Below are 17,627 nucleotides of genomic sequence, written 5' to 3'. Positions count from 1 at the left end.
GCAACATCCGATTTCGAACGGAGACTCGCATGCATCCCAATCCGGCCTTTCGCGGCGCCGAGACCGCTGACAACATCGCCTATGCCCGTGAGCGCGGCTTTGGCGTGCTCGCGGTGAATGGAAATGCCCTGCCTCTGATGTCACATGTCCCGTTTCTCCTCTCTGAGGATGGTGCAACTGCCGATCTGCATCTTGTGCGATCCAACCCCATCTCTCGCACGATTGATGGCCTTACCCCGGCCCGGATCGCGGTCACCGGACCCGACAGTTACATTTCTCCGGATTGGTATGGTGTTGAGGATCAGGTTCCGACCTGGAACTATGTCGCCGTGCATCTGACCGGACACCTGGAGCCCCGCCCGGAGTCAGAACTGCCCTCGCTACTTGAAAAGTTGTCCCTCCATTTCGAAGAGCGCCTGTTGCCCAAACCCATCTGGACCCAGGCCAAAATGCACCCGGACGCCCTGACCAAAATGTTGCGCATGATTCGCCCCTTCCGCCTTACCGTCGAAGACATTCAGGGCACGTGGAAACTCAACCAGAATAAACCTGACGAGGTCCGGCTGTCTGCAGCGGACCATGTTGCGGCTTACGGGATCGGCTCTGATCCCCAGCTTTTGGCCGCATTGATGAAATCCCCAGAAGGAAAGACCAATACATGAAACTTGTCTCTGCCAGCGCCTCCCCGTTTGTTCGCAAAGTTCGCGTCTTGCTACACGAAAGCGGCCAACAAGATGATGTCGAGCTGCTCGGCGTCAAAACCACCCCTCTGACCACAGCCGACGATGCCAAAGCCGCAAATCCCCTTGGGAAGATCCCGGCGCTGATCCGGCCGGACGCCCCGGCGCTCTATGACAGCCGGGTGATCTGCCGTTTTCTGGATGCCCGCGCTGACTCAGGATTTTACCCCGAATCGATGCTTTGGGATGTTCTGACACTTGAGGCGACTGCAGATGGCATCATGGATGCCGCTGTCCTGATCACTTACGAGGGCCGGCTGCGCAGTGAGGACAAGCAGGACGACTCATGGTGCGATGCCCAATGGACCAAAGTGACGCGCGCCCTGGATGCCCTGAATACCCGCTGGATGAGCCATCTGGCCGGGCCATTGGATATGGGACAGATGGCCGTGGGCTGTGCGCTGGGATATCTGGATTTCCGCCATGACGCCCGCAATTGGCGCAAGGGCAACGACGCCTTGGCCGCTTGGTACGAAGACTTTGCCAAGCGCGATAGCATGCAGGCAACCGAACCCACTGACTGAGTCGCACAAAAGCCAGCGATTTTGGGCGTGAAAACAATCAAAGGCCCACTAGTTCGGCATTTGCGCAAACAGATGTCTGATAAATGTCAGTTTCCGTGCGACACAAGCGCGACAGAAGGGCGCGAGGCGCCTGCTTGGGTGAAAGTTCGCTGGACGGGTTGGCCAGCCTTCGCTAAATAGCGCGGTGAGAGGCTGCGCGCGAGCGTGGCCCTACGATTATTGGCCGGGTTTCCGGCTGAAAAATGGAGAGAACCTCGTGTCCCACGCAGAAGATCACGAAGGCACCCGCAGAGACTTTCTCTACTATGCCACCGCCGGTACCGGCGCTGTGGCTGCCGGTGCTGCAGTCTGGCCTCTGGTCGACCAAATGAATCCCTCGGCTGATGTCAAAGCGCTGTCGTCCATCCGTGTTGATGTTTCGGACATCGAACCGGGCACGCAGCTGACCGTCAAATGGCTGGGCAAGCCGGTGTTCATTCGCCGCCGCAACCAGGACGAAATTGACGAAGCACGCGCCGTGACGCTTGACGACCTGACCATCGACAAGATGTCTCAGAACCGCAACGACATGGCTCTTGACGCGCTGGACGAGAACCGCGCTCTGGACGAAGCCGGTGAGTGGCTGGTGATGATCGGCGTTTGTACGCACCTTGGTTGTGTCCCGATCGGGGATGGCGCTGGTGACTTTGGCGGCTGGTTCTGCCCGTGCCACGGTTCGCACTACGACACATCCGGTCGTATCCGCAAAGGTCCGGCACCTGAGAACCTTTGGGTTCCGGTTGCTGAATTCGTCGACGCAACGACGATCAAACTGGGTTAAGGAGCGCGACCATGTCCGGAATTCCTCACGACCATTACGAGCCGAAGACTGGCGCGGAAAAGTGGCTGCATAGCCGCCTGCCCATCGTCGGCCTGATCTATGACACCATCATGATCCCCACCCCGAAGAACCTGAACTGGTGGTGGATCTGGGGTATCGTTCTCGCTTTCTGCCTGGTGCTGCAAATTGTAACCGGCATTGTGCTGGCGATGCATTACACACCGCACGTCGATTTGGCCTTTGCGTCGATCGAACACATCATGCGCAACGTTAATGGCGGTCATATGATCCGCTATATCCACATGAACGGCGCTTCGTTGTTCTTCCTTGCAGTCTACATCCACATGTTCCGCGGCCTGTTCTACGGCTCATACAAAGCCCCACGTGAGATCACGTGGATCGTCGGCATGATCATCTTTATCCTGATGATGGCCACTGGCTTTATGGGCTATGTGCTGCCTTGGGGTCAGATGTCCTTCTGGGGTGCCACTGTGATCACCGGCCTCTTCGGCGCAATCCCGTTCATTGGTGAGCCCATCCAGACATGGCTTTTGGGTGGACCAGCCGTGGACAACGCCACGCTGAACCGCTTCTTCTCACTGCACTATCTGCTGCCTTTCGTGATCGCAGCGATGGTCGTCGTGCACATCTGGGCGTTCCACACCACGGGCAACAACAACCCAACCGGTGTTGAAGTGCGTCGCGGATCTAAAGAAGAAGTCAAGAAAGACACACTGCCATTCTGGCCTTACTTCGTGATCAAGGACCTTGTTGGCCTTGCCATCGTTCTGGTGTTCTTCTTTGCCATCGTCGGCTTTATGCCGAACTACTTTGGTCACCCAGACAACTACATCGAAGCCAACGCTCTGGCGACGCCAGCACACATCGTTCCGGAATGGTACTTCCTGCCCTTCTACGCGATTCTGCGGGCCTTTACCTCTGAAGTCTGGGTCGTGATGTTCGCGAGCTGGATCACCGGCGGCATTATCACGGCCAAGTTCTTTGGTGTTCTGGCCATGTTTGGCGCGATCATCGTAATGGCTCTGGTGCCATGGCTGGACACAAGCCGCGTCCGCTCTGGCCGGTATCGTCCGATGTTCAAGTGGTGGTTCTATCTCTTGATCGTCGACTTTATTGTCCTGATGTGGCTTGGCGCCATGCCCGCTGAAGAGCCCTATGCGACCTGGTCGCTGATCGCTTCGGCCTACTGGTTCGCCTACTTCCTTGTCATCCTGCCCATTCTGGGTGTGATCGAAAAGCCGACGACACCGCCGACGACGATCGAGGAAGACTTTGACGCCCACTACAGCAAACCTGCTGAATAAGGAGACAGGATAATGCTTAAGAAACTTAGCATCGCTGCAATCGCTGCCCTGTCCCTTTCGGCAGGTGGCGCAATGGCAGCCGGTGGCGAAGGCCACATTCACGATGTCGACTTCTCGTTCGAAGGCCCATTCGGCAAATTCGATCAGATGCAGCTTCAGCGCGGTCTTCAGGTCTATACCGAAGTCTGTGCAGCCTGCCACGGCATGCGTTACGTCCCTCTGCGCGCGCTGGCTGACGACGGTGGTCCACAGCTGCCAGAAGATCAGGTTCGTGCGTATTCGGCTCAGTTCGACATCTATGACGAAGAACTGGAAGATGACCGCCCACGCATTCCGGCGGACTTCTTCCCGGAAGGTGGCGATCCCAACGCGCCTGATCTGTCACTGATGGCCAAAGCACGTGCGGGCTTTCACGGCCCTTACGGCAGCGGCATGAACCAGCTGTTCAAAGGCATGGGTGGACCCGAGTACATCGTCTCGATCTTGACCGGTTATACCGGTGAGGAAAAAGAAGAAGCGGGCACCACGTTCTACGAAAACACTGCCTTCCCAGGTGGCTGGATCGCCATGGCGCCCCCGCTCTATGGTGAAGATGTAGAGTTTGCCGATGGTCATTCGAACGACATCCATCACGAAGCCGAAGATCTGGCTGCGTTCCTGATGTGGGCGGCAGAACCCCACATGATGGCACGCAAGCAGGCGGGCTTCGTAGGCGTTCTGATGCTGACCTTGCTGGCCTCGTTGCTCTATCTGACCAACAAGAAACTCTGGGCTCCGGTTAAGGGCAAAGAGTTCGACGGTTAAGTCGCATTCATAGACATTCAAAAGCCCCGCCAGAGCGATCTGGTGGGGCTTTTTCGTTTATGGGGTTGGGCTGGCTGTTGACTTTGGAGTTGCCGGTCAGTTCTCTTGCTTTGAACTCCAAAAGATGGATTGACGCCCAATGTCCAAAGCCCTGATCGTGATTGACGTCCAAAACGACTTTTGCCCCGGTGGTGCTCTCGCGGTTCCCGGAGGTGATGACATCGTGTCCGGTATCAACGATCTTATAGATCAGTTCGACACCGTCATTTTGACGCAAGACTGGCACCCGGCAGGCCATTCTTCGTTCGCATCCAGTCATGCGGGAAAATCACCTTACGAAGTGACCGAGATGGCCTATGGGCCTCAAGTGCTTTGGCCGGATCACTGCATTCAGGGCAGCGAAGGTGCACAGTTTCATCCTGCCTTGAAAACCCACCGCGCGGACCTCATCATCCGCAAGGGCTATAATCCGGCTATCGACAGTTACTCGGCCTTCTTTGAAAACGACCAGACAACTCCGACAGGACTGGAAGGTTATCTTCACACACGCGGATTGAAAGATTTAGCAATGGTGGGTCTGGCAACGGATTTCTGTGTCAGCTTTTCCGCACAGGACGCCGCGAAGCTTGGGTTTGATGTGACTGTACGGCAAGACCTCTGTCGGGCGATTGATCTTGAGGGGTCTTTGGCGGCAGCGGTTGACGCGATGAAGGGCCGTGGCGTCCAACTCAGCTAAACCCTCAAAACACTTTGCGAATTTCTTAAGACCTGCCCGCCATACTGTGGACAGCCACGTTTCTGGACTGTGCACCAATTATGGATACCGATCTCTCGGAAATTGATCAGCGGCTGGTTGAGTTTAACCGCCGCAACGGCCCTGCGGGTCTGTTGGTTCGGTATGCGACCGGGCGGGTCAAGCACTTTGCCAGCCGCCAAATCCTGACACTCAGTGGCGCGATAACGCTAGTGCTTTTGGCGTCACCGGTGATAGGGGCGATCGCGGTTGCCATGGCCCTGTTTGGCGAAATGGTGGATTGTCTGTTTTTGCGGACGATCCCGGGCAGATTGCAAAGAGATCCAAAATCCCTGCGGCGACTGTTCGCCCTGACAACGCTGAGTGCGATCCTGCAGGGCGTGACCATCTCGTTTTGTGTTGTCATGGCCTGGATCACTGCGCCCGGCGATGCAGGTATGTTCTTCTGTCTGGCCTATGTGACCGGTGCATCGATTAATGCCGGAATTATTTTACCGTTCCACAAAGGCGCGGCATTGGGGCGGCTTGGGGTTTATGCGCTGACCGTTTGTGGACTCTTCCTGGCCGAGATTTTGAAATCGTCCAGTCTGCAGATGAATTTCTACTACAACCTACTGGGCGGATTGATGATGGGATACATGGTCTTCATCTTTCTGTCATATGTCGTCGCAGGTCAGCGCCGGGAGTATACGAACAGTCGCAATCTCTTGCGCCAAGGTCGTCAGCTAGCCCTGACAAATCAGTCGCTGCAAGAACAGCAGAAAGAGGCTCGCAATTTAGCATTGGTGGCCAAGGGTGCGCATGACGGCGTGATAATGGCGTCCCCAACAGGCGAGATTATTTGGACCAACGACACTTTCAGCCGCAACACGGGCTATTCCGCCGAAGAAGCCAGAGGCCGAACACCTGCTGAGTTGCTGAACGGACCAGAAACAAGCGAAGAAACCAGCCTTGGCATCTTTCAGGCAATAAAGGCGCAGCGCTCGCATAGGGCAGAAATCCTCAATTATACGAAAGACGGGCGGAAAATCTGGATTGAGACCAACATTGCGCCTGTGTTCGATGACAACGGCGAGATGGAAATGGTCATCGCAATTGAGCGCGACATCACCGCGAGCAAGGCGCATGAACGCGAGCTGGCCAAGGCGAAACTGGCCGCCGAGCAAGGGGAAAAAGCCAAGTCGCGGTTTTTGGCCACAATGAGCCACGAAATTCGCACGCCGATGAACGGCATAATCGGCATGGCGGACCTCTTGTCCGAAGAGGATCTGACCCACGAAAGTCGCTTGTGCGTAGATACAATTCGCGACAGCGCGGATGCCTTGCTCACGATTATCAACGACATTCTGGATTTTTCGAAACTCGATGCCGGGCACATGCAACTCAGCCCGGTTGCTTTCCAGTTGATGCGGTGTATCGACGGGGTTCTGAACCTCCTAAACCCACAAGCCGCAACCAAAGGGTTGTTTTTGCGATTTGAGGCAAACGGCGTCTTGCCGGAACACGTTCTAGGCGATGACACACGCCTCCGACAAATCCTGATGAATGTGATCGGCAATGCCATCAAATTCACCGAAACCGGAGGAATTCGTGTTGTGGCCAGTTGTGTCACTGAAGGTGAAAGGCATTCTCTGACGTTGGATGTCATCGACAGCGGCATCGGCATTCCCAAAGATCGTCTGCACCACATCTTTGATCAGTTCTCACAGGCTGACGCCGCAACAACGCGTCGGTTTGGTGGCACGGGTCTGGGTCTCGCCATTTCACGCAGCCTTGCGCGGATCATGGGCGGTGACATCGTCGCCACCTCGGATCAAGACACTGGAACCTGCTTTCGAATCGCCCTTGTGTTCGAAGCCAGCGACGCGAGCCTCGAGTCAGACCCCGAACCGCTTGAAGAGTTCGACAATGCAGAGCTTGATGGCGTGACTGTGCTGCTGGCTGAAGACAATCGTACGAACCGTCTCTTGATCAAGAAATACATCAAAGACCAGTCGCTCAATCTCTTGATCGCCCAAAACGGGCGCGAGGCGGTTGACCTGACAAAGCGCCACCAACCCGACATCATTCTCATGGACATGGCGATGCCGGTCATGGACGGGCTGGAAGCGTCCCGTCAAATTCGCTCGCTGGAGATCCCGCAACCTCACATCGTGGCCCTGACGGCCAACGCCTATGCCAGTGACCGGGCGGCCTGTCGCGAGGCCGGCATGGATGGCTTTCTGTCCAAACCCATTCGCAAACAAAACCTGCTTCGGGAATTGGTGACAATCAGTCGCCAACCGAACCCACCACAAAGGCATTGGACCCATCCCTAATTCTTAGCTATCAAAGTCTCAAAGGCTTTGAGAGGCCCAGACATGGTTGATATTGCTACCCGGGTTTGGAACCACAAATGGAAGATCGATCCGATCGTCAGATCGTTGATCGATAACGATTTTTATAAGCTGCTGATGTGTCAGTCGGTGTTTCGAAACAAACCCGATGCACATGTGACCTTTAGCCTGATCAACCGCAGCAAATCGATCCGACTGGCCGACATGATCGACGAAGGCGAATTGCGCGAACAACTGGATCATATTCGCTCATTGTCGCTCAGCCGGGGCGAAAGCACGTTCCTCCGAGGCAACACGTTTTATGGCAAACGCCAGATGTTTCGCTCAGATTTCATGGAGTGGTTCGAAAACCTGCGTTTGCCAGACTATCACTTGGAAAAACGCGATGGTCAGTATGAGCTGACGTTCGAAGGCAAGTGGCACGAGGTCATGTTGTGGGAAATTCCCGCACTTGCCGTTTTGATGGAACTGCGCGGACGTGCAGCACTACATGACATGCGCAAATTCGAACTGCAGGTACTATATGCCCGCGCCATGACCAAGCTCTGGGAGAAGATTGAGAACCTTCGCGGTATGCCTGATCTGCGCATAGCAGACTTTGGGACTCGCCGGCGCCATTCATATCTTTGGCAGGATTGGTGCGTGCAGGCGATGATCGAAGGGCTTGGCGAGAAGTTTGTCGGCACGTCGAACTGCCTGATCGCCATGAAACGAGACATCGAAGCCATCGGCACGAACGCGCATGAATTACCGATGGTCTACAGCGCCTTGGCCGACGACGACTCAGGTCTGGCACAGGCGCCCTATCAGGTTCTCGCGGATTGGCAGGAAGAGCATGATGGCAACCTGCGCATAATCTTGCCCGACACATACGGCACCGAGGGCTTTTTGAAACACGCACCCGACTGGCTCGCTGGGTGGACAGGCATCCGTATCGACTCGGGCGATCCGGCCACCGGTGCAGAAATCGCAATTCGTTGGTGGCAAGAGCGCGGCGAAGACCCCCGGGATAAGCTGATCATCTTTTCTGACGGATTGGACGAAGCCAAGATCGCCGAGTTGCACTCCCAGTTTTCCGGCCGCTGCAAAGTGTCCTTTGGTTGGGGCACCCTCCTGACCAATGATTTCCGCGGCCTGACGTCCAATGACGCGCTGACGCCCTTTTCACTGGTGTGCAAAGCGGTATCCGCCAACGGAAAACCCACAGTCAAACTGTCCGACAATCCCAACAAGGCAATGGGCCCGGCAACGGAAATCGATCGCTACAAACGAGTCTTTGGCGTAGGCGAACAAACCCGCATGGACGTGATCGTTTAAGGCCTAGCCTGCCCACCTACGGCACATTTCAAGCGCGCGTTCTGCATAGGTGCGGACAACGGGATCGTCAGGCTTGTATCTCGCGATGACCCAGCCACAACTGGCAAGCCCACGCATAACAGTAAACGGTTCCAGCAGTTTCTTGGCATCCGCGGGCAAGTCTCGGATGGTGGCATAGCCTTCTAACAAAGCTGCTCCCAAAGCATCACGGTTTGACTGGTCCCAATTCTGGGACATCGCCACGCCCAACTCGTACATGCGAAAGCCAAAGACACCATCGTCAAAGTCTATCAGAGCCACATCTTGCCCCTGCACCAAAACGTTCTCGCGCAGGGCATCTGCATGGATTAGCCCAAAGTCGCCCCCATTCTTTGCGTGTCCGGCTATGACATTCTGCAACCGCGAGCGAACCTCGAGCAACGTTTCGGTTTCAGCCACAGACAGCGTGGGGTTCTCCCAGAATCGACCCCAGGCCGGCGTGTCGCCCAGCAGTGCCGTAGCATCCAGAACAGGACGGTCAAACTTGGCCGGTAAGTCAGCATCGTCGCTAGCACGGTGAATCCGCGCCAGCTCAGCGCCCAGCGCAAAATGAACGGCCTCTTGTTGATCGGGCGATCCCGGTAAAGGAACATCACCTTCCCCCATCGGGGCACCATCCAGCCAAGACACCACAGACGCCATGCGCCCGGCTCTTGGGACAGAGGCCAGCACATCGCCAGAAAGGGAGCGAACAGGCACCGGAACGCTCAATCCCGATACAACCAGGGCCTCTGCCCACCACAGCTCGGAGCGGATGGCATTGTCAGTTTGATATCCGGGCCTGTGCAAACGCAGTGCTGCATGTGTCCCATCCGCCAAATACGTCTCGAACACTGCATTTTCTCGGTTTTTAATGAGACGCGGAGGCGAGGCCGGACCCCAATTCTCTAATGCTAATTCGGCATAGCGCAACGCGTCGTCGTCGTTCATCCGACCGCCCTCAGAGCGTCATCCATGACCTGTACCAAAAGATCAGCGTTGTCCTGACTAAAGACGCACGGCGGACGGACTTTCAGTGTGTTTTCATACCGTCCAACGGAGTGCAACAGCACGCCTCTGTCACGCATTTCATCCACCATCGCCGCGCACAGATCAGTTGCAGGCTTGCCATCACGCCAGAGTTCCACTCCAAAAAACAGACCGACACCGCGCACATCGGCAATGACGTCGTGATTGCCCTTAAGATCGTTGACCGATGACAGTGCATAGTCTCCGACACTTTGCGCATTGGCGACCAGCGCCTCGTCCTCAATCACTTGCAGAACAGCCATCGCCGCAGCTGCGCTTACCGGGTTTCCACCAAACGTGTTGAAGTATTTGAAGGCGTCCTGAAAGGTCGCAAGGATCTCAGGACGGGTCACGACAGCGGCCACCGGATGGCCATTCGCCATTGGTTTGCCTAACGTCACAATATCTGGCTCGAAACCCAAACGTTCGTGCCCCCACCAGTGACTCCCGATCCGACCAAAGCCCGGCTGCACCTCGTCTGCGATGATCACACCCCCTGCTCGGCGTACCGCCGCAATAGCACGATCCAGAAACCCTGCTTCGATGGTCGGAAATCCTTCGTTGGCGAAGTAGGGGCATAGGATCATCGCAGAAACGCCATGACCGTTGGCTTCCAATTCGGCAATAGCGGCCTCGACCCCTTTCGCAAAGGCTTCTGCTTGGCCTTCACGTGTGCCACCAACTGGGGCCATGTTGTCAGGCGCAGGAACTTGCCGCACGTGATCCTGATATCCCCCAACAGGAACCTTTGATGAATTCAGCTGAGACACTGCCGCAGTATTGCCGTGATAGGTGTTGTCGGTGCCGATGATCCCGGTTTTGCCCGTCATCGCCTGTGCCATGCGCAGCGCTACATCATTGGCCTCGGATCCCGAACACACCATCAACAGACTACTTAGGTCGTGACTAAACTTTGCTGTCAGGGCTTCTCCATAATCCAAGATCAAGTCGTGCACGTACCGTGTGTGGGTGTTCAGCGTCCCCGCTTGGTGCGAGATCGCCTCAACAACCCGGGGATGGCAATGACCAACATGCGGTACATTGTTGTAGCAATCGAGATAGCGTCGACCATCCTTGTCCCACAGCCATACACCCTCACCGCGCACAACATGCAGCGGGTCTTGGTAGAATGTCGTCATCTGAGGGCCCAATAGTCGGGCCCGTCTCTCCAAAGCTGTCGGCATGTTTTAGGCTCTTCGGGTTATGGGGTTTTTGATTGTGACCAGGAGGTCTTGGGGCTTGCAGGTTCTGCCCGCAATTTGTGGGGTGACATCCCGTATCGCTGCCGGAAGGACCGCGAGAAATGCGAGGCGGCGTTGAAGCCACAGGCCACAGCGACTTCGGTCACGCTCATATTGGTTTGCAGCAAAAGGTGCTGCGCCCGCTGCAATCGCATGTCCATGTAGTATTTTTTGGGCGTTTCACTCAGATACCGCCGAAACAGCCGCTCAAGCTGGCGGGTTGAGATGTTCACGGTCTTGGCCAAGTCGCCGGGCCGCAGAGGCTCTTCCAGATTGGTTTCCATCAAAGCCAGAATTTCGGATAGTTTTGGATGGCGCATACCAATGCGTTCAGCCACCTGCACGCGTGCAGAATGCTGGAGAACCCGGATATTCGTATAGAGCAATTGGTCCGCTACGAGATTGGCCAACTCCGGGCTTTCTTTTTCCGAGATCAAATGCAGCATCAGATCAATGACTGAAGTACCACCGGCCGTAGAGTATCTTTTATTATCAACAACATACGTATATTCATCCAGAACAACGTCTGGAAACTTTTCAGCAAAACTCGCGCGGTGTTCCCAGTGCAGCGTAGCGGGAAGGTCCGTCATCAATCCCGCCTCGGCCATGATCCAGACACCGGTGGAAAGACCGCCGATTTCACACCCTTGTCGCGCCGCTTTGCGAACCCATTGAAGAACTGCAGGCGTGCACGCGTCGCGCACGTTGTCCCCACACACCAGAACCACGACATCATCCCGGTGGACATCTTCCAGCCCATGGTCAATCGGGAATTGGGCACCCAAGGAGTCGCAGATTGGTGTGCTGTCTTCTGCACAAACCACCGTTTTGAACAAAGTTTGTCCGGCCATACGGTTCGCCGTTTGCAACGTTTCCATCGCAAGTGAAAACGCCATTGCATAATAGCCTGGCGTCAAAAGAAAAATGAATCGTCCCGACGCGTTGGCGCGGATGTCATCCGGATTTGTCATGGTCTGTGGTCTAACCGTTTTCCTTTATCCTGCCTTTAACGGCAGGCGATGGGCAAGCGATTTACTCATCTCTTTCCACCCGTCCGCGAAGCGCTTTGACGTCACCGCGTACTTTCTTGGATTTCAAACGGCGCTGCTGAGATCCATAGGTTGGTTTGGTTTTTATGCGCCGCTTTGGTGCGACGAGGGCTTTGCGGATCAACTCTGCCAGGCGATCACGCGCGATATCGCGATTGCGCGCCTGACTTCGGGTTTCATCGCATTGGATGATTAAGGCGCCTTCCTTGGTCCAACGTCGCCCAGCTAGACGTTTCAACCTTGCTTTGACTGGGCCGCTTAAGGCCGGTGATCTCTCGGCTTCAAACCGAAGTTCAACCGCGGTAGCAACCTTGTTCACATTCTGCCCGCCAGGTCCCGAAGCACGCACAAAATGCTCGGTCATTTCCCAATCCTGAAGGGTGATCTGGTCATTTATGACAAGCATTGCGAACATCCATCTTTGCCGTGCTTCTAACGGATTTTGTTCGGCTGCGGCAAATCTTTGTGGCAAAGAATGAAAAAGGGCCGCACCTCGCGTTGGGCGGCCCTTCGAGATAATAGGAGGTGCATCGGTTAGGTGAGCACCAATTCGGTCTTCGTCTCAGCCAAGGGCTGCCTCAGCTGGTCTCCCTCCGAACTGTTCCAACACTGCTCTCCATACGTTCTCTAGACAATGGGCACCTCCTCTCAGATTGTTTCGCGTACCCTCAGGTTGCCACAGCCTGTGGATAAGTCAAACAAAATCATGTGGTAGGTTGCACCATTTTACCCACGATGATGCGGAAGGGCACAAGAGCTAGCAGAGCAAGTGCCAGTTTTACCATCCAGTCGGCAAAGCCCAATGAGACCCAAAGTGGTACAACTGGACCAGCGCCCAAGAGAGGCAACATCTCAGCCGCCCAACTGACGTCATTAGCGGGTTCGATAAAGCTCAATGCACCCGAGAACGCGATGGTGAAAAAGATCGCGGTGTCCACCGACGATCCGATCAAGGTAGAGGCAAGCGGTGCCCGCCACCATGCGCCATCTCGCAAACGGTTGAACACGGAGACGTCCAGCATTTGCGCGGTGAGGAATGCAAGACCCGAGCCCAGCGCGATGCGCAAGGTCACGGCCGGATAGGTATACCCATCGCCCTGAAGCATGATTTGCGTTCCGATACCGGAACAGATGATGCCAACAACAAAGCCCGCCAGCACAACGCGGCGCGCAGCGGCAACGCCATAAACGCGGTTCATCACGTCAGTGACAAGGAAGGCAAGCGGATAGGTAAAGGCACCCCATGTCAGCCATTGGCCGAACAAGAACTGCACAAGGATATTCGAGGCCACCACAATGGCAGCCATGGCAATAATGCCAGGTAGATAGGATGTTTTCATGTCTTTTAGCCCGTTTTGACAAGGTAGCGGCGACTTGGCCCCGCAAGATGTCGGGACGGGCGGGGTTTATAGGCAGAGGACTGGCAAATCAAGGGGTTTCCTTGATCACATACTCGACAATCTCTGTGCGCTGGAAGAATTGAAAGTTGTCATCGGAGATCATGGTCAACCGGATGACACCCATTGGATCCCGCCAAACCGCCAACCCTTCCAGATTGTCATGCAGCCGGTCCCAGTGCGCAGTACTTCAACTTCGTTTTGCGCCCCACCTTCTGTCACGTCGAAGCGCCGAACACGGCTGCGAAAGCCAACGCCGTTAAAGCCGCGTTCCAGAATGAATAGCCGCCCATCAGGCCCAAAATCAGCGCCAACCGGATCGAACCCATCAAGTCGCGGCACCACGAAAGCTACCTGCAAGCGCCCGTGTTCCAATCGGAACACTTGGGTTTGATCCGGAGATCCCAAAACGCGATTCCGTGATGGCAACCAATCGCCCAGCTTGGTCAATTGCCAAGGCTTCAAACGATCCGTTTCGCCGAGGCTTAACGTCATTGCCAAATCCCGCGAGTGGCACCGGTGAGGCCAAGACGTCGTCGAAAGACCAGACTTGATGAATTCCTTCAAAAGACACAAAAAAAGCTTCGCTCGTTGCCGTACGCGCAAGGCCTTCGGTGTCTCGCTGATGCCTGCGCAGTGGCTGGCCATCTGGCGCCAAGATGCCCGCATGGTCCTTCAAAACAACGTCAGTGATCTCTGCATCTTCGCGCAAGAGATCTGCGCGCGCAAAGTGGCCCCGATCCGAAACCAGCAACACGGACGCTCCGTCTGCTGAAATTTCCATCCCGGAAAAGCCACCGAACCAAGGTTCAGCAATATTCCACTTTGTGACAGAGACCAGCTCAGCCGGACCTTCGCTGCCCGGGCTGATCCTGCTCCAACCGTAGATGCAAAGAAGTGTCGCGACTATTGCGACTGCAAGACGTCGATACATTGGCCCGGCAAGTCTGCCATTTCCAGCTGCCTACGAGGCTTGGGTGCCGGCGCATTTGGATCTGGTGGAGGAGGGTTCAGGATGTTTTGCACCCACTGTTCAGCGTCTGCACAGCCATCACCCGCGGGCGGTGCTGCCTGATTTGTGCATCCTTTCGCGCCCTTCGGACAATTTAAACGCACATGGAAATGATAGTGGTGCCCCCACCATGGTCGGATTTTGCGCAGCCAGGATCTGTCGCCTTTTTCGTCGTTGCACATTTGTACCTTGGCACCCGGAAACACAAAGATACGCGCAACACGGGGATCACTGGCGGCGGCTTTTAGAATTTCATGATGCTGGCGAGTCCAACTGTCATTCACATAAGCGCCTTTGGCGCGCCGCATCGAAATGGATGAAATGCTCTCGCGTTCGGCAACGCTCAAGTTGAGCCGTTGTGGCGGCAGCATCCAGATGTCGATGTCCAGCCCGACCTGATGGCTTCGGTGGCCCGACAACATCGGCCCACCCCGCGGCTGGCTGATATCTCCGATGTACAGCCCTTCCCAACCGGGCTGCGCTGCAGCCTTGACTGACAGGTCTCGGATATAGTCAACGGTTTCGGGATAGCCCCAATTGCGATTACGTGAGAGGCGCATCGCCTGCCAGGTCGGTCCGGTTTCTGGCAATTGCACCGCGCCAGCAACACAGCCTTTGCTATACGACCCTAGCGGCCGCGGATCTTGCCGCGATCCATTTTCTTGCGCCCCAAACAGCTGACGTGCCTCAACCCCCTTCATAGCGGCCGGCACTTGTTTCGTGGAAACAGTCGCCTGTTCAGCGGTCTGGGTCTGGCACGCTGCCAAACCCAGCACAGATAAAAGGATCAGGACGCGTTTGACCATGTCTCACTGTCTCCCTTGGGGTTAACCCAGCGTAGCAGGATCAGCCCCAGCAGGAAAAGAAGGATCACTGGCGATACGCCAAGTCTTGCCGATCCGGTCAACACCGTGGCGACACCAATCAGGATTGGCGCCAAGAACGCGGTTGCGCGACCGGATAGACCATAGAGGCCAAAGCTTTCTGTCGGGGTGGCCGGATCCGTGTGGCGAACCATCAATGTTCGGCTTGCGGCCTGAAGAATGCCGCCCATGCCGCCAAAGGTTGCCCCGGCAATCATCAGAACCGTGTCCGGCAAAGAAGATCCATCCGCCAACGGCATGCCAAAAAACGTCTCGCGCGACATATTGACGATGATAAAGGCCATTCCGATCAGCACCCAGATTGCGGCGATAATGACTGGTTTGGGGCCAAATCTCTTGTCCAGATTTCCACCCAGCCAGCTAAAGAACACGGCACTGGTGGCCCCCAAGATGCCAAAAACACCGATTTGAGGGACAGACCAATCCAGAACAAGGTTCGCGTAGATGCCGCCAAAGGCATAGAGGCCATTCAGCGCATCGCGATACAGCATTGACGAGATGAGATAGTACAACAGGCTTTTGCGGTTCTTTAGATTGGCAATCGAGTTGCTTAACAGGGTTAGAGCCTCGGTGACCGTTCCTCGCGCCTTGTCGACCAAAGGTTCGTGGACCCAGCGGAAATAGGGGATCATGAAGACGACATACCAAAGTGCCGTGATTGGCCCGACCGAACGTGTTCCCTCCATTTTCTCGGCGTCCAACAGGCCGAACCCGGGTGAAAGCCCCGCTATGGTCTTATCCCCTGCCATCTCAGCAAAGACGACAAGCACGATGATCAGAGCTAGCAATCCGCCAAAATACCCGAACGCAAAACCTGAGCCGGAGATTTTGCCAATCTCGTCCTCTGGACCAAGTTCCGGCAATTGAGAGTTGATAAAGATCAGAGCGTATTCCGCGCCGATGAAGCCAAGCGAAAAGAACCCCAGCATTACGAACAGGTTCGATCCATCTAACGCGATGAACCAAAGACCCGCAGCGCCGATCACATACATTATCGAAAACCCGGCGATCCAAGGTCGGCGACGACCTCGTGTATCGGCAAGCGCGCCCATTATTGGGGCCCCGATGCCAATCACGAGCCCGGCAAGCCCCATGTTCCACGCCCAAAGCGACTGAGCGCTGGCCTTGGCGGCTTCGGTATCCAAACCTGTGCCGAGGTAGTACTCGGTCGCAACCACCGCAAAAAACGGACCAAAAACGAACGTCACCAATAGGGTGTGATAGGGCTGGCTGGCCCAGTCAAAGAACCACCATCCCCAGATACGTTTGCGCGCTGACACCTCGGTCATGCCCGTCCCCCCCTTCGCGTTTTCTTTCACTTAAGACAGGGGTTTGGCTTTCAAGCAAGTTAATCCTGCATTGGTGGCCACGGCCTGATCGCCTCGGATGCGACCCAGGCTTGAATCCAATCTGGCGCTGATGGGCGGTCAATCTTGTGACCCATCGCCTCGATCACGCGATCCGGTGCCACGATGCCATCCCGGCTCACAATGGCCGACCGATAGAGTGCGTGGTTTGCGCATTCGCCGTTCTGTTTCCACATCGTCTGTTCCAAATAGACAAATCTGTCGTCCTACCAGACCGCCCGACTGCGCGTTTCGAACTTTTCAAAGGGGCGAATACGACGGCGATAGCGCACCGTGACGCCTGCCATTGTCATGCTCCACCTTTTCTTGCGCATCACCGCAATAAGACCAATCCGGCGCGCCAAAGGGATGCGGCCAAGATCCAGCAATGTTAGCGTCCGTCCGTTGTTCAATTCCATCCACAGATCAATGTCCCACGGCCAGCACCTGTGCTGCGACACATGCGTGCTCATCGGCGTCAACGGCGGATCGTTGCGATGTTTTATCAACTCTTTGACCATGCGGATCACGGGGTACATTGGCGTCACTCCTTTGAACAAACAAGATTCATAGCGGTTGACCCAAAGGTCAACCGTGACCTCGCGCCACTCTTGCCCTTTCAGGGCGCGGTGCTTAATTGTTGCGAACAGTCAATCGGAGACCCCTGATCATGATGGCAATTTACGGCCCCCTGCGGCTCATCCTGGATGTGGCATTTTTCATCATGCTTGTGCACATCATCATGAGCTGGCTGATCAGCTTTCAGGTTTTGAACCTTGGTCAGCAATTTGTGGCACAGATCTGGTATGGCCTGAACCGGTTGCTCGAACCGATTTACACGCCGATCCGTCGCATCCTGCCGGATACGCGTCCTCTGGACCTCGCACCGTTGGTAGCGTTTATCATCATCATCTCGCTGCGTGACTACATCCTGCCCACACTCCTGTTCTGATCAGGCATCTTCAGGGCTTGTTCAGCGAATCCGGTTATGGGAATGTCGGCTTTAACGAGCAGACTAACCAGTCAAAACG

At 55.7% G+C, this 17,627-nt stretch carries 18 protein-coding genes and 1 pseudogene; 9 read left to right on the top strand and 10 right to left on the bottom strand.

Annotated elements, in window-relative coordinates; genetic code table 11:
* Window positions 1–29 precede the first annotated feature (29 nt).
* The 8 genes from Q0932_RS02510 to pncB all read left to right on the top strand — a co-directional run bounded on the left by Q0932_RS02510 (window position 30) and on the right by pncB (window position 8,620).
* Window positions 30–662, top strand: a complete 633-nt coding sequence (locus Q0932_RS02510) for an FMN-binding negative transcriptional regulator (protein WP_299349407.1) — start codon at window positions 30–32, stop codon at window positions 660–662.
* A complete protein-coding gene (locus Q0932_RS02505) occupies window positions 659–1,264 on the top strand; it encodes a glutathione S-transferase (protein WP_299349406.1) in 606 nt (201 codons plus the stop codon). Before Q0932_RS02510 ends, Q0932_RS02505 begins: the two co-directional genes overlap by 4 nt.
* 256 nt (window positions 1,265–1,520) lie before the next feature.
* On the top strand, window positions 1,521–2,084 hold the full coding sequence (petA, locus tag Q0932_RS02500; RefSeq protein ID WP_299349405.1) for a ubiquinol-cytochrome c reductase iron-sulfur subunit: 564 nt from the start codon (window positions 1,521–1,523) through the stop codon (window positions 2,082–2,084).
* A gap of 11 nt (window positions 2,085–2,095) precedes the next feature.
* Window positions 2,096–3,409 (top strand): cytochrome b, encoded by a 1,314-nt coding sequence (gene petB / locus Q0932_RS02495; RefSeq protein WP_299349403.1) that lies wholly within the window; start codon window positions 2,096–2,098, stop codon window positions 3,407–3,409.
* A gap of 12 nt (window positions 3,410–3,421) precedes the next feature.
* Window positions 3,422–4,213, top strand: coding sequence for a cytochrome c1 (locus Q0932_RS02490; RefSeq protein ID WP_299349401.1), 792 nt, complete (start codon window positions 3,422–3,424; stop codon window positions 4,211–4,213).
* A gap of 139 nt (window positions 4,214–4,352) precedes the next feature.
* Entirely contained in the window at window positions 4,353–4,949 is a 597-nt protein-coding gene (gene pncA, locus Q0932_RS02485; RefSeq protein WP_299349399.1) for a bifunctional nicotinamidase/pyrazinamidase, read from the top strand.
* A gap of 80 nt (window positions 4,950–5,029) precedes the next feature.
* On the top strand, window positions 5,030–7,285 hold the full coding sequence (locus Q0932_RS02480; RefSeq protein ID WP_299349397.1) for a PAS domain-containing hybrid sensor histidine kinase/response regulator: 2,256 nt from the start codon (window positions 5,030–5,032) through the stop codon (window positions 7,283–7,285).
* Between the two features lie 42 nt (window positions 7,286–7,327).
* Complete coding sequence (pncB, locus tag Q0932_RS02475; protein ID WP_299349394.1) at window positions 7,328–8,620, top strand: nicotinate phosphoribosyltransferase; 1,293 nt, start codon at window positions 7,328–7,330, stop codon at window positions 8,618–8,620.
* 3 nt (window positions 8,621–8,623) lie between these two features.
* Here pncB and Q0932_RS02470 read toward each other — a convergent pair whose 3' ends face one another.
* The 10 genes and pseudogenes from Q0932_RS02470 to Q0932_RS02425 all read right to left on the bottom strand — a co-directional run bounded on the left by Q0932_RS02470 (window position 8,624) and on the right by Q0932_RS02425 (window position 17,135).
* Window positions 8,624–9,589, bottom strand: a complete 966-nt coding sequence (locus Q0932_RS02470) for a phosphotransferase (RefSeq protein ID WP_299349391.1) — start codon at window positions 9,587–9,589, stop codon at window positions 8,624–8,626.
* Entirely contained in the window at window positions 9,586–10,806 is a 1,221-nt protein-coding gene (locus Q0932_RS02465) for an aminotransferase class III-fold pyridoxal phosphate-dependent enzyme (protein ID WP_299349388.1), read from the bottom strand. Before Q0932_RS02465 ends, Q0932_RS02470 begins: the two co-directional genes overlap by 4 nt.
* Window positions 10,807–10,868: 62 nt before the next feature.
* Window positions 10,869–11,879, bottom strand: coding sequence for a GlxA family transcriptional regulator (locus Q0932_RS02460; RefSeq protein ID WP_299349385.1), 1,011 nt, complete (start codon window positions 11,877–11,879; stop codon window positions 10,869–10,871).
* A 61-nt stretch (window positions 11,880–11,940) separates the two neighbouring features.
* The gene (gene arfB, locus Q0932_RS02455; protein WP_299349382.1) at window positions 11,941–12,363 is read right to left on the bottom strand and encodes an alternative ribosome rescue aminoacyl-tRNA hydrolase ArfB; all 423 of its coding nucleotides are present in this window, start codon (window positions 12,361–12,363) and stop codon (window positions 11,941–11,943) included.
* A gap of 298 nt (window positions 12,364–12,661) precedes the next feature.
* Entirely contained in the window at window positions 12,662–13,297 is a 636-nt protein-coding gene (locus Q0932_RS02450) for a queuosine precursor transporter (RefSeq protein WP_299349380.1), read from the bottom strand.
* A 165-nt stretch (window positions 13,298–13,462) separates the two neighbouring features.
* The gene (locus Q0932_RS02445; protein WP_299349376.1) at window positions 13,463–13,699 is read right to left on the bottom strand and encodes a hypothetical protein; all 237 of its coding nucleotides are present in this window, start codon (window positions 13,697–13,699) and stop codon (window positions 13,463–13,465) included.
* Window positions 13,683–14,288 carry an esterase-like activity of phytase family protein gene (locus tag Q0932_RS02440; RefSeq protein WP_299349373.1) on the bottom strand — a complete coding sequence of 202 codons (606 nt, stop codon included), beginning with the start codon at window positions 14,286–14,288 and terminating at the stop codon, window positions 13,683–13,685. The genes Q0932_RS02445 and Q0932_RS02440 overlap by 17 nt, the downstream gene beginning before the upstream one ends.
* Complete coding sequence (gene mepA / locus Q0932_RS02435; protein WP_299349370.1) at window positions 14,261–15,172, bottom strand: penicillin-insensitive murein endopeptidase; 912 nt, start codon at window positions 15,170–15,172, stop codon at window positions 14,261–14,263. Before mepA ends, Q0932_RS02440 begins: the two co-directional genes overlap by 28 nt.
* On the bottom strand, window positions 15,154–16,539 hold the full coding sequence (locus Q0932_RS02430; RefSeq protein WP_299349368.1) for an MFS transporter: 1,386 nt from the start codon (window positions 16,537–16,539) through the stop codon (window positions 15,154–15,156). The genes mepA and Q0932_RS02430 overlap by 19 nt, the downstream gene beginning before the upstream one ends.
* 59 nt (window positions 16,540–16,598) lie before the next feature.
* A pseudogene (locus Q0932_RS02425) lies at window positions 16,599–17,135 on the bottom strand (acyl-CoA thioesterase).
* 131 nt (window positions 17,136–17,266) lie between these two features.
* Between Q0932_RS02425 and Q0932_RS02420 the strand changes: the two are divergent.
* A complete protein-coding gene (locus tag Q0932_RS02420) occupies window positions 17,267–17,548 on the top strand; it encodes a YggT family protein (RefSeq protein WP_299349366.1) in 282 nt (93 codons plus the stop codon).
* The last annotated feature ends 79 nt before the right edge of the window (window positions 17,549–17,627 follow it).

This window comes from uncultured Shimia sp. (genome assembly GCF_947498095.1).
Lineage (GTDB): Bacteria > Pseudomonadota > Alphaproteobacteria > Rhodobacterales > Rhodobacteraceae > Shimia.
The sequence above is the reverse complement of the archived record's forward strand: the minus strand, read 5'-3'. Positions and strand labels throughout refer to the sequence as shown.

Excerpts from the sequence above, each read along its gene's own strand:
- Q0932_RS02440 (WP_299349373.1), bottom strand. The coding sequence starts at position 14,288 with ATGTATCGACGTCTTGCAGTCGCAATAGTCGCGACACTTCTTTGCATC.
- Q0932_RS02480 (WP_299349397.1), top strand. The coding sequence starts at position 5,030 with ATGGATACCGATCTCTCGGAAATTGATCAGCGGCTGGTTGAGTTTAAC.
- Q0932_RS02505 (WP_299349406.1), top strand. The coding sequence starts at position 659 with ATGAAACTTGTCTCTGCCAGCGCCTCCCCGTTTGTTCGCAAAGTTCGC.
- Q0932_RS02460 (WP_299349385.1), bottom strand. The coding sequence starts at position 11,879 with ATGACAAATCCGGATGACATCCGCGCCAACGCGTCGGGACGATTCATT.
- Q0932_RS02465 (WP_299349388.1), bottom strand. The coding sequence starts at position 10,806 with ATGACGACATTCTACCAAGACCCGCTGCATGTTGTGCGCGGTGAGGGT.
- Q0932_RS02430 (WP_299349368.1), bottom strand. The coding sequence starts at position 16,539 with ATGACCGAGGTGTCAGCGCGCAAACGTATCTGGGGATGGTGGTTCTTT.
- pncA (WP_299349399.1), top strand. The coding sequence starts at position 4,353 with ATGTCCAAAGCCCTGATCGTGATTGACGTCCAAAACGACTTTTGCCCC.
- Q0932_RS02470 (WP_299349391.1), bottom strand. The coding sequence starts at position 9,589 with ATGAACGACGACGACGCGTTGCGCTATGCCGAATTAGCATTAGAGAAT.
- mepA (WP_299349370.1), bottom strand. The coding sequence starts at position 15,172 with ATGGTCAAACGCGTCCTGATCCTTTTATCTGTGCTGGGTTTGGCAGCG.
- Q0932_RS02490 (WP_299349401.1), top strand. The coding sequence starts at position 3,422 with ATGCTTAAGAAACTTAGCATCGCTGCAATCGCTGCCCTGTCCCTTTCG.
- Q0932_RS02420 (WP_299349366.1), top strand. The coding sequence starts at position 17,267 with ATGATGGCAATTTACGGCCCCCTGCGGCTCATCCTGGATGTGGCATTT.
- petB (WP_299349403.1), top strand. The coding sequence starts at position 2,096 with ATGTCCGGAATTCCTCACGACCATTACGAGCCGAAGACTGGCGCGGAA.
- Q0932_RS02510 (WP_299349407.1), top strand. The coding sequence starts at position 30 with ATGCATCCCAATCCGGCCTTTCGCGGCGCCGAGACCGCTGACAACATC.
- arfB (WP_299349382.1), bottom strand. The coding sequence starts at position 12,363 with ATGCTTGTCATAAATGACCAGATCACCCTTCAGGATTGGGAAATGACC.
- Q0932_RS02450 (WP_299349380.1), bottom strand. The coding sequence starts at position 13,297 with ATGAAAACATCCTATCTACCTGGCATTATTGCCATGGCTGCCATTGTG.
- pncB (WP_299349394.1), top strand. The coding sequence starts at position 7,328 with ATGGTTGATATTGCTACCCGGGTTTGGAACCACAAATGGAAGATCGAT.